This is a genomic window from Streptomyces sp. NPDC057654, from assembly GCF_042800135.1.
GTDB lineage: Bacteria > Actinomycetota > Actinomycetes > Streptomycetales > Streptomycetaceae > Streptomyces.
This window is the reverse complement of record NZ_JBHVHQ010000299.1, coordinates 1-9,107: the sequence shown is the minus strand read 5'-3', so window position 1 is coordinate 9,107 and position 9,107 is coordinate 1. Positions and strand designations below refer to the sequence as shown.

Below are 9,107 nucleotides of genomic sequence, written 5' to 3'. Positions count from 1 at the left end.
CGTCAGCCCCGCGGTCAGCCGCTCTTCCGAGGCGCCCGCGAGCCGGATCAGCTTCTCCAACTCCCGCCGACCCTCCTCGCGCAGGCGGACCAGCTTCACCCGAGCGTCATCCGGCGACTCCCGCCGCTCCACCAGGCCCCTCTCAATCAGCAGCCCCAGCAGCCCCACCAGACGACTGGCCGGAATACCCAATGAGGAGGCGAGCTGCTGCTGCGCATGTTCCGCACCGTCACGCAGCCCCCGCAGCACGGCGAAGTGCCGCGGAAGCAGATCCTCCGCGGCCAGGGCGGACTCGAACGCAAGAGCCGCCGCATTGCCCGCCGAAGCGATCACAAAGCCCAGCGGCTCGTCCGCCCCGACGCCTCGCGTGGCAGGTCCTTTCCTCATCCGGAAAACGTAGCAGTCGACCATTCCCACCGAAACGACCCCACCCGGCCCCGGCCCGCGTCTTCGGGTTCGTCACTTTCGCAGCCGCGGCGGCAGAAGCCCTCACCGCCAGGCACCAACACGCGCCAACAGCCCGTGGACGCGACGCCACACGTCAGCGGCCACGGCCGGATAGACGCGGAGGAAGCCTCGCTGTCCGGCGCCGCCGGCCTCGTACATCAGAAGGCAGCGAGGCGCTCACGCCGCCGGGCGACGACAGGGCGGACGCGGCCGGTTCTCGTCGCGTCTGGCCATCCGCCTCCATGACCAATACTTTAACAGTTGCGCAAGTGGGTAATTCAGCGATAGTGGGCCTTGAGGCCGTGCCGGGGAGGGGCGGCCGGGGTCCGGCACAGCTCGGGCGCGACATCACCGGAATACGCAATCTTTACGGAACGAGGAAGAAGACGTGGTCGGTCTCGACGAACAACCGGAGATCAGCGGGGGACGACCGGGCTCGGTGCGCGTACACCGCTCCGCCTGCCTGAAGGCGGAGGACCGGCCCGACTTCGAGCAGGTACTCGACCAGGCGCTCGACTCCTCACGGATACGCCAGGCTCTGCGGCACACCGAGGAGGACATCGACGCCGAACGGCTGCGCGCCCGGGCGCTCCGGGCCCGATTCTCCATCGCGGCCACGGCGATCGGGGAGTACCGCTATTACGTCCACCTGCGCACGTCATCCGGGCAGCCCGCCGGATCCGACAGCGTGGGACGCGGGCTGCTGGGAGCCCTGGCCGTGCTCACGCCCGCGCTGGGCGGCGTGGCGGCGGTCGTGTTCCTGCTCCTCGGCTACGGTCTGCACGCCGTCAACGCCCGCTATCCGCTGGCGGACGGGCTGGTGACCGCAGGCTGGGTCTCGGCGGCCGTCGCGGCGCTCGCCGCCGTGCTCGGCCTGACCGGTGTGCTCGTGTCCGCGATGCGCAACCGCGCCGCGGACTACGCCGTACGCCCATCCGACCCCTCATCCGACCACCCATCCGACGCCGCCCCTCGCGCCGGCCACGCCACCGCCCTGGACCCGGCGGTGACCGAGGCCCGCGACGCATGGCGCCAAGCCCTGCTGGAACGCGGCGTAGTGCCGTATCTGCTCCGCCAACTCGGGCACACCGGCGCGGATGAGGCCGTCGTCCCCACCGCCACCCCCACCTCGTCCCCGTCCCCGTCCCCGTAACGGAGCCGAAGCCACCGGCCTCGGCCTCGGCCCGTCGTCTTTTCCCGCCGCCTCCCGGCCGATAGCCCCCGAACGCACCATGCGCCGGTCAGTTCCGGCGGTGCAGTACACGTTCTGCCAGGCAGGACAGGAGGGTGACGGTGCTGAAGACGGCGCCCAGCGCGCAGGCCCAACTCCAGCCCGCGTGGGCCCAGACGACGGAGGTGAGCGCGGAACCGGCGACGCCGCCGAGAAAATAGCTGGTCATGTAGAGGGAGTTCAGGCGGCTGCGGGCTTCCGGTTCCAGTGCGTAGACCACGTTCTGATTGCTGATGTGCACCGCCTGGACGGCCAGGTCCAGCAGCAGGATTCCGGCGACCAGCCAGACGAGTCCATGTGCCGCGGGCGCCAGAAGCGCCCAGGAAGCGAGCAGCAGGACCGTACCGGCGAGGGTGACGGTGTGGACGAGCCCGCGGTCGGCCAGCCGTCCCGCGACCGACGCCGCTGCCGCGCCCGCCGCTCCGGCGAGGCCCAGCAGGCCGATGGCCTGGGCCGACCAGCCGTAGGGCGGACTGGACAGGAGGAACGTCAGGGAGATCCACAGCACCGTGAACGCGGCGAAGCTCGACGCGCCCGTCAAAGTCCGCCAGCGCAGCACCGGATACTGGGACCACAGGCGCCCCATCGAGCGGAACACGGCGAGATAGCGGGTGCTCCCGGCGGCGGGGAAGCGCGGCAGGACGCGCCGCAGCAGCAGCGCCATCGTGATCATGAGTGTGGCGTTGACCCAGTAGACGGTGCGCCAGCCGCCCAGTTCCGCCAGGCTGCCCGCGGCCGTCCTGGCGAGCAGGATGCCCAGCAGCAGCCCGGCCATGACGGTGCCCACCGCCCGGCCGCGTTCCTCGGGGGCCGCCATGGTCGCGGCGAAGGGCACCATGACCTGCGCGCCGACGGAACACAGGCCGGTCACGGCGAGCCCTGCGAAGAGCACCAGGGTGTTCGGCGCGGCGGCGACGCAGGCCAGGCCGACGGCGGTGGCGGCGCACAGCATCACCGTCAGCCGACGGCGTTCCAGCAGGTCGCCGAGGGGTACGAGCAGCAGCAGGCCGCAGACGTAGCCGATCTGGCTCGTGGTCACGACGAGCGCGGCGGTGGCGGAACTCATCGTGAACCGCTCGGCGATGATGTCGAGGAGGGGCTGCGCGAAGTAGTTTCCGGCCACCGACAGCCCGGTGGCGGTGGCCATCAGCAGCAGAACGGGGCGGGTGACGAGGCCGCCGGCGTCCTGGCGCGCGTCCCGCGCGGTGGAGGTCATACGCGGCCCCGGACAGGTAGCTCGGGCCGGAGTGCGGCGGCGTGGCGCTCCTTCACCAGGTGACCGGAAGGTTCTCGGGGCAGGCGAAGAAACCGTCGTCCGCTCGTTTCACCTCGTGGGGTTCGACCGAGAGGCGCAGCCCGTCGAGGCGTTCGAAGAGCACCGCGTACGCCGTCGCCAGGACGGACAGGGCGAGCGCCGATCCGAGGCAGAAGTGCGGTCCCGCGCCGAAGAAGACGGATCCCTTCTCGCTCCGGCCGATGTCGAAGACACCGGGGTCGATGAACGCGCGGGGGTCGTGGGCCGCCGCGAGGGCGGAGGTGATGACGCCTTCGCCCGCGGTGATCCGGCCGCCGTGGCAGTCGACGTCCTCCAGTGCCACTCGCGGGAAGTTGGTGATGCCGTTGTTGTGGTAGCGCAGCACCTCCCTGACCGCTTCCGGCCAGCGCTGCGGATCCCGCTTGCACTGCGCCAGTTGGTCCCCGTGGAGAAGAAGCGTCATTATGCCCACCGTGAGCGGCGGTACGAGCGGATCTGTCACATTCATCAGCAGCAGGGCCGTGGTGCTCACCGCCTCCTGACGGCTGATCGACTCCTCGCACGCGGCGCGCGCCAGCGTCGCCACCAGCCCGGTCGCCTCGGAGTCCGGCCGCCCGTTCCGGTCCACCAGGCGGCCGGCCAGTTCCGCCAGATCGGCGGTGGCCCCGGCGATCTGCTCCGGGCCGCCGAGCAGATCCAGCTGGCGCCGGATGCGGTCCTGCGTCCATTCGTGCTCCTGCGGGGTGATCCCCATCAGATCGCCGGCGATCCGCGCCACGAGCGGCACACTGAAATCGGCGACGAGATCCGCCTCCGAGCCCGAGCGTTCGATGCGGTCGATCAGATCATGTGCGTGCGTCTGCGTGGTGGAACGCCATCCGTCGGCGGCGCGGCGGGTGAAAGCGGAGGCGAGCACGGTGCGGAGGCGGGTGTGGTCGGGCCCCTCCATATTGAACAGCGAGCCCTCGACCGAGGTGAGGTCCTCCCCCGCCATCCGGGGAGCGCCGGGAAAGACCAGATTCCTGGAGAACCGGGGGTCGTGCATCACGAAACGTACGTCCGCGTAACGAGTGACCAGCCATAGCCGGTTGCCGCTGGGCATCTGTACGGGGCACAGCGGGCGGTTGTCCCGTAATTCGGCCAGGACCGGCGGAATAGTGAAGAGTTCCCCAGGAGGAAAATCCTGAGGGATTTTCAGGACATCTACATCGGGCAGATCGGTGAGAGCCATGCTTCCTCCAGTCCACGCCTTCGCCGCTGGAACAGTCACCATAGGTGAGAACCCGAGGGGATGGGATGCCGTCGCGATATTTCGTCCGCGAGGGTCAGCGTTTCCCCTCGCCTCGGGCCTGGCACGGTCCGGCCTGGCACGGTCCGGTCCGGCCTGGCACGGTCCGGCCTGGCCCGGCCCGGCATGTCCACGTCGACCGGGCCGGCGTCGGCCGCATGAGCCGGCAGTCCCGCAGAACACGGAGGCCCTCCGGCGTTGGCCGGAGGCCTCACTCGCGCGAAAGGGAGGTAGCGCAGATACCGAAGCTTCGGATCGGCATCAGCCCTGCGTCTGGACGATGTTCACCATCCACGGGACGCCGAACTGGTCCGTGCACATTCCGAAGACGTCACCCCACATCTGCTTGACGAGCGGCACGGCCACGGTGCCGTCGGCCGACAGCTTCTCCCAGTAGCCGCGCAGCGCCTCGTCTTCGTCACCGCTGAGACTCACCGAGAAACCGCCGACGGGCGTGTACGTCATGCCGGGAGGGGTGTCAGCGCCCATGAGCGTGTAGCCGCCGGGCGTCTCCAGCATTGCGTGCATGATCTTGTCTGCCTCCGGCGTGTCGGGCATTCCGCTTTCGCCGAACGTGTGGAGCGCGAGCGTGCCGCCGAAGACTTCTCTGTAGAACTCGAACGCCCGCCGGGCGTCACCGTCGAAGCTGAGGTAAGGGTTGAGACGAGAGGACATGGCGACTTTCCTTCGGTCACAGGGCAGGGATCGGTAACTTCTCACCCTAGACGACTGGCGCCTTTTATCCGTTACACCCTTACACCCTTACACCCTGAATCATGGAGAGTGTCAAAGAATTGCCGCAGACAGGACTTCCTCCTCAAGCGATCCTCGGAAGGAGTTGGAGACCGTACGGGATGCCACTGCGCGAGCACCACGCAGGGCGACGGCGAACGAACCACATAACCAGGGATCAGGCACTGAACGTAGCGGAGCCCGCCTCGGTCCGGGCGAGATGGAGATCCACGACAGCTCGCCCCCGTTCGACGCCTCCGTCGAAGCCGGCCCGACCCCGGCCGAGTCCCTGCTGTTCCAGTTCCCCAAGCGCCTGCTGCCCTTGCGCGAGTCGCAGGTCGACGGGCTCCTGGCGGTGAACCTGCCGGGGAGGGAGGGCATCGGCCGACTGCTCGCCCAGTTCATGACCTCGCTGGCCGACGAACACGCGAAGTTCAGTGCGCGAGACGCGGTCCGACGGGAACCACCGCGATCGACTTGATCACTGCTGTGCCGGCCCACCGACTCGACGGCGAGACGCCCGTCCCGCCGCGGTCGGCGCAGCACGTCCTGTTCCCGCGCATCACCTCGTTCATCGATCAGCACCTGCACGATGCGGACCTGAAGCCCGCCGCGATCGCATCGGCCCACCAGATCTCGTCGCGCTACCTCCAGCGGATCTTCCAGATCCACGGCACAACCCCCAGCGCCTACCTCAGACTCCGACGGATGGACCGCTGCCGACGGGACCTGGCCGGCCCCGGCCTGAGCCACGTCACCGTTCAGGCCATCGCCGCCCGGTGAGGTTTCCCTCACCCGGCCGAGTTCAGCCGCACATTCCGTGCCGCAACGGGCATACCGCCCAGCGACTACCGCAGCCTCCAGGTGGGCCGGTAACGCGCCTCAGCGTCTTCAGGCCGCTTCCGCGCGTACTTCGGCGAGCGCTTGCCGTGCCAGCGGGCCGAAGCCCTCGCTGTTGCCGGTGTCGATCCACTGGTCGTAGGCGATCTCCCAGGCGAGCGCGCCCAGGTTCGCGGCCACGCGCGCGGTAAGGCTCGGGACTCCGCGGCGGCCGAGGGCCTCGATCATCGAGGCGGTGAGGTCGATCCTCTTCAGTGCCTCGCGTTCACGTAGTTCCGCATTGGCGTTCAGCACGGCCTGGCGCCGGCCGCTGAACTCGCGGCGGTCGTCGGTGAAGAACGTCCGGCCGAGCGCGTCGAGGGCGTCCGCCACCGCGTCGAGCGGCCCGGCCGTAGGCGGCGCCGAGGCGATCCCTTCGACGAGCAGACCGGACACCGTGCCCCTGCCGAAGAGCACCTCGCGCTTGTCCGGGAAGTACCGGAAGAACGTGCTCTTGGTGAGCCCCGCGCGCTCCGCGATCTCGATCACGGTCGTGTGCTCGTAGCCGCGCTCCTCGAAGAGGTCGAGGGCGGCGACGGCGAGTCGTCCTGGTGCGTCGGGTTGCCAGCGAGCCATGGGAGCAGTGTACGGGACTTGGTCCCATCACTGATGTAGGGTCCATGAGACCAAGTCCCATCACTGGCCAGGAGGTCACGATGAGCAGAGCTGTCCGCTACCGGCGATTCGGCGGTCCCGAAGTACTCGAACTGCACGAGATACCCGAACCGCACCCCGCACCGGACGAGGTCCGCGTCCGGGTCACCGCCGCCGGGCTGAATCCGATGGACTGGCAGATCACCACACAGCCCGACATGGCGGCACGGTTCGGCATCACCCTGCCCGCCGGGTTCGGCAGCGAATTCGCCGGCGTGGTGGACGAGGCGGGCGCCGAAGCCACCGGATTCGCGACCGGCGACCGGGTGTACGGGGCGGCGATCGGCCGATCCATCGCCGACTTCGTACTGGTCAAGACACCCGGGGCACACCTGTGGCCGACCCCGGAGGGCATCGGCGACGAGGTGGCGGCCACACTTCCGGTCTCCGGCCTGACGGCCTCCGCCGCGCTCGCCGCGACCGGGCTCCGCGCCGGGGACACCGTCCTGATCGGCGGGGCGGCCGGCGGCGTGGGCATCTTCGCCGTGCAACTGGCCAAGCTCGCGGGCGCCCGAGTCCTCGGCACCGCCTCCGAAGGCACATTCGGATTCCTGCGCGAACTCGGCGCCGAACCTGTGGCGTACGGCCCCGGCCTGGCCGACCGGGTCCGGGCCCTGGCGCCCGAAGGGATCACCGCCGCAACCGACCTGTTCGGAAGGGAGGCGGCCGAAACCGCACTCAAGCTCGGCGTGGCACCCGAGCGAATCTCCGTCGTAGCCGACGGCCCCGCCCCACCGCCCGGTGTACACAAGACGGGCGCCTTCGACGCGGCTCCGGGCGCCCTGCAACGGATCTCCGACGCGATCCATTCCGCCGCGATCACGGTGCCGATCGCGGCGACTTTCCCGGTCGAGCAGATTCGCGAAGCCGTGACGACACAGGCCGAGAGGCACGTTCACGGCAAAATCGTGATCGCACTATGAACCGGCAGAGGGGGGAATGAGCGACCAAGGTCAACAGTCAAGCCGATTCCGTAATTCGGCCCTAGCCGGACCGGCGACGACTACCTGATCTCCCGTCCGTTCTCTATAACCCTTTCTCTATAACCCTTCGCCCCGAACGGCACCACACCGAACCGCATTCCCCAGCCCACCAGCGACCCGGTCGTCCATGGTTGTCCTCCCCCATGTCTGCCTCGCCACCGGGCTTCATTCAACAGCGTCGGGCCCAGGAACAGGGTGGTCTCGACGAGGCGGCTGTGGGGAGGTGAGCGCGTGGACGATACGGCTCCGGGACGGCAGGAGTTTGCCGAGGGAGGCTCCCGCCATGACGAGTGTGGTCGCCGCGACCACGGTGGCCAGGGCCTGGAAGCCGGAACCGGGCCGCGCGAGGCCCTTCATCGAGAGCGCTGACGCCCCGCCGACACCCAGCGCCCCGGCTGGTGGCAGTCCTCCGTACACGCGAGCTTCGCCCCTCGATGACAGTGGCGGACGATGAACGGTGAGCCGCGGCGGGCCTCAGGTGGCGCGCCAGTGTTCCTCCCTGCGGCGGGTCATGTCCCACAGGGAGCGGACGTAGACGGCGTGCTGGAAAATGTCATAGGCCAGCTCGACGGCGAGCGTGCCGGCCAGCAGCTGGGACTTCCACCCGGCGCCGTGCGCGGTGACCACCTTTTCCACGACGAAGAGCAGGCCGACGGCGATCCAGAAGGGAGCGAATTCCGGCTTCCCCCGGGCCAGCATCCAGCCGGTGAAGACGAGGTAGAGGGCCAGGAAGAGAACGGACAGGCCCATGAAGCCCTGGCGGATGATGTACGGGGCGGTGACCCGTGTCCAGCCGTAGTCGCGCAGGTTCTCCAGGGCGCCGCGCTGCCATCGCAGGCGCTGGTGCCAGAGCTTGGGCAGGCTGGTCATGACCTCGGTGACGACTTTGCAGCCGGGTGGGGAGACAGTGCGGTAGCCCAGCGTCCGTACGGCTTTGGTGATCTCGTCGTCCTCGGTGAGGGAGGCGAGGGAGTAGTAGGAGGTGCCGCCGCCGATGAGCGCCTCCCGGCGGGCTTGCCGCACTTCGCGCAGGGTCGCGACGCGAAAGAGGGTCGCGGTGCCGGTGAGTACGTCGGCCCGGTATTCCCGGCGGGATATTTCGCGGGCGTAGCGGTGGAATTCGATGCGTTGAAGCGCCCCGAGCAGGCCGCCGCCCTGCTCGCCGTAGAAGATGCCGCCGACGGCCCCGACCGTGGCGTCCATGGCGGCGACGGCGCTGGCCAGGAAGGCAGGGCCGAGTGTGGTGTCGGCGTCTTGGACGAGGACCATGTCGGTGTCGGCCAGGTCGGCCAGAAGCCGGTCGAGGGCCTGGTTGAGGGCGCCGGCCTTCTTGTGCCGGTTGTTCTGCGACGCGATGACGGTGGCCCCGTTGGCCCGGGCGGTCTCCGGTGTTCCGTCCGTGCAGTTGTCGGCCACGACGACGACCTGCTGCGGCGGGCATTCCTGGCGGTGCAGTGCCGCGATGGCGGAGGCGATGCGCTCGGCCTCGTCGTGGGCGGGGATCAGCGCGAGGACGCGAGGGGCCGCCGGGCCCGCGTCGCGGTGGGCGCGGGGTGCCGGGCGTCGTCCGGGGCGGAACCATCGCATGCGGGTGCTCCTGGAGCGATGCGGTACAGGTACGCGGGTGGAACGGGGCGC

Annotated in this window: 10 protein-coding genes; 4 read left to right on the top strand and 6 right to left on the bottom strand. The window is 69.5% G+C overall.

Going from position 1 to position 9,107, the window contains the following annotated elements:
- The coding region (locus tag ACFU99_RS21895; RefSeq protein WP_384394471.1) for a MarR family winged helix-turn-helix transcriptional regulator at window positions 1-411 on the bottom strand (411 nt) is incomplete at its 3' end.
- A gap of 424 nt (window positions 412-835) precedes the next feature.
- On the opposite strand from ACFU99_RS21895, the gene ACFU99_RS21890 reads away from it, so the two are divergent.
- Entirely contained in the window at window positions 836-1,600 is a 765-nt protein-coding gene (locus tag ACFU99_RS21890) for a hypothetical protein (RefSeq protein WP_384394470.1), read from the top strand.
- A gap of 88 nt (window positions 1,601-1,688) precedes the next feature.
- On the opposite strand, the gene ACFU99_RS21885 is transcribed toward ACFU99_RS21890, so the two are convergent.
- The 3 genes from ACFU99_RS21885 to ACFU99_RS21875 form a co-directional block, all read right to left on the bottom strand.
- The gene (locus ACFU99_RS21885; protein WP_384394469.1) at window positions 1,689-2,894 is read right to left on the bottom strand and encodes an MFS transporter; all 1,206 of its coding nucleotides are present in this window, start codon (window positions 2,892-2,894) and stop codon (window positions 1,689-1,691) included.
- A gap of 52 nt (window positions 2,895-2,946) precedes the next feature.
- A complete protein-coding gene (locus ACFU99_RS21880; protein ID WP_384394467.1) occupies window positions 2,947-4,164 on the bottom strand; it encodes a cytochrome P450 in 1,218 nt (405 codons plus the stop codon).
- Between the two features lie 318 nt (window positions 4,165-4,482).
- Window positions 4,483-4,896 (bottom strand): VOC family protein, encoded by a 414-nt coding sequence (locus tag ACFU99_RS21875; protein ID WP_384394465.1) that lies wholly within the window; start codon window positions 4,894-4,896, stop codon window positions 4,483-4,485.
- Window positions 4,897-5,173: 277 nt separating this feature from the next.
- Here ACFU99_RS21875 and ACFU99_RS21870 point away from each other — a divergent pair, with 277 nt between their 5' ends.
- Both ACFU99_RS21870 and ACFU99_RS21865 read left to right on the top strand, forming a co-directional pair.
- A complete protein-coding gene (locus ACFU99_RS21870) occupies window positions 5,174-5,434 on the top strand; it encodes a hypothetical protein (RefSeq protein WP_384394463.1) in 261 nt (86 codons plus the stop codon).
- Window positions 5,431-5,736, top strand: a complete 306-nt coding sequence (locus tag ACFU99_RS21865) for a helix-turn-helix domain-containing protein (RefSeq protein WP_384394462.1) — start codon at window positions 5,431-5,433, stop codon at window positions 5,734-5,736. The genes ACFU99_RS21870 and ACFU99_RS21865 overlap by 4 nt, the downstream gene beginning before the upstream one ends.
- Window positions 5,737-5,844: 108 nt before the next feature.
- Here the strand turns inward: ACFU99_RS21865 and ACFU99_RS21860 are convergent, their stop codons facing one another.
- Entirely contained in the window at window positions 5,845-6,408 is a 564-nt protein-coding gene (locus tag ACFU99_RS21860) for a helix-turn-helix domain-containing protein (protein ID WP_384394460.1), read from the bottom strand.
- A gap of 80 nt (window positions 6,409-6,488) precedes the next feature.
- On the opposite strand from ACFU99_RS21860, the gene ACFU99_RS21855 reads away from it, so the two are divergent.
- Window positions 6,489-7,409, top strand: a complete 921-nt coding sequence (locus ACFU99_RS21855) for an NADP-dependent oxidoreductase (protein ID WP_384394459.1) — start codon at window positions 6,489-6,491, stop codon at window positions 7,407-7,409.
- Between the two features lie 534 nt (window positions 7,410-7,943).
- Here the strand turns inward: ACFU99_RS21855 and ACFU99_RS21850 are convergent.
- Window positions 7,944-9,056 (bottom strand): glycosyltransferase, encoded by a 1,113-nt coding sequence (locus ACFU99_RS21850; RefSeq protein ID WP_384394457.1) that lies wholly within the window; start codon window positions 9,054-9,056, stop codon window positions 7,944-7,946.
- Between the last annotated feature and the right edge of the window lie 51 nt (window positions 9,057-9,107).

Excerpts from the sequence above, each read along its gene's own strand:
- ACFU99_RS21850 (WP_384394457.1), bottom strand. The coding sequence starts at position 9,056 with ATGCGATGGTTCCGCCCCGGACGACGCCCGGCACCCCGCGCCCACCGC.
- ACFU99_RS21860 (WP_384394460.1), bottom strand. The coding sequence starts at position 6,408 with ATGGCTCGCTGGCAACCCGACGCACCAGGACGACTCGCCGTCGCCGCC.
- ACFU99_RS21870 (WP_384394463.1), top strand. The coding sequence starts at position 5,174 with ATGGAGATCCACGACAGCTCGCCCCCGTTCGACGCCTCCGTCGAAGCC.
- ACFU99_RS21880 (WP_384394467.1), bottom strand. The coding sequence starts at position 4,164 with ATGGCTCTCACCGATCTGCCCGATGTAGATGTCCTGAAAATCCCTCAG.
- ACFU99_RS21855 (WP_384394459.1), top strand. The coding sequence starts at position 6,489 with ATGAGCAGAGCTGTCCGCTACCGGCGATTCGGCGGTCCCGAAGTACTC.
- ACFU99_RS21885 (WP_384394469.1), bottom strand. The coding sequence starts at position 2,894 with ATGACCTCCACCGCGCGGGACGCGCGCCAGGACGCCGGCGGCCTCGTC.
- ACFU99_RS21875 (WP_384394465.1), bottom strand. The coding sequence starts at position 4,896 with ATGTCCTCTCGTCTCAACCCTTACCTCAGCTTCGACGGTGACGCCCGG.